Genomic DNA, 704 nt, shown 5'->3' on the forward strand with positions numbered 1-704 from the left:
ATTCGTATAACTTCGTATAATGTATGCTATACGAAGTTATTACGCGGGGGGAAGCGGCGCACTGGACACGCGCATGCTCGGCACCGGGCTGTCCACCGCGCCTTCGGCCGGGGCGGAGGCGGCCACCATGGCCACGCCCGCCACCGGCGTCGGCGACACCGTGGTCACCGATGCGCGCGCTGAAGCGGGCTTGGCCGGGGCATGCACCGGGACCGAGGCGCGCGGCGTCCGGTCCGGGCTGTAACGGCTGAACACCGCACACGTGGCTCCGGCCACCCGGTTGTTGACGTAGCTGGTCACCCCGTCGGCGCCCACGCAACGGTACAACGTGCCCGCAGTGGCGGGCGCGGCGACCAGCGCGAGCAGCAGCGCGCCTGCTGTACTTGACATCCCCTTCATGGCGCGGAGTGTCCCAGACTGGCGCGTGAAATGCCAAGTCCTTGTCCGACAAACGGAAATGGATCGCCGCAGGTACGTCGGCGGTGCGGCTACAATGCCCGCCCCTGCCCGCCTGGACTCACCGCCATGACCGGGATGAACGCCACGCCGGCCCCCGTGCCGGACGCCGCCATCGCACCTGTCCCCGCCGCCACGCCGGCCCTGGTTCCGCTGCCGGGCGCGGCCCGTGCGATCCCGGGCGGCGCCCGCGGCGAGCCTGGCGATGGCGCGCCGTCGCGTGGAAAGCTGTTCATCAAGACCCACGG

1 protein-coding gene is annotated in these 704 nt (G+C 70.6%); it reads right to left on the bottom strand.

Annotated features, from left to right (window positions below; all coding sequences use genetic code 11):
* Nucleotides 1-39: 39 nt before the first annotated feature.
* Nucleotides 40-390: a DUF4124 domain-containing protein gene (locus IG80_RS15410; RefSeq protein ID WP_198027403.1), complete on the bottom strand. Its 351-nt coding sequence runs from the start codon at nt 388-390 to the stop codon at nt 40-42.
* Nucleotides 391-704 lie beyond the last annotated feature (314 nt).

It is taken from the genome of Candidatus Paracaedibacter symbiosus (assembly GCF_000757605.1).
Lineage (GTDB): Bacteria > Pseudomonadota > Alphaproteobacteria > Paracaedibacterales > Paracaedibacteraceae > Paracaedibacter_A > Paracaedibacter_A symbiosus.

Coding starts and splice junctions, on each gene's coding strand:
- IG80_RS15410 (WP_198027403.1), bottom strand. CDS start 390: ATGTCAAGTACAGCAGGCGCGCTGCTGCTCGCGCTGGTCGCCGCGCCC.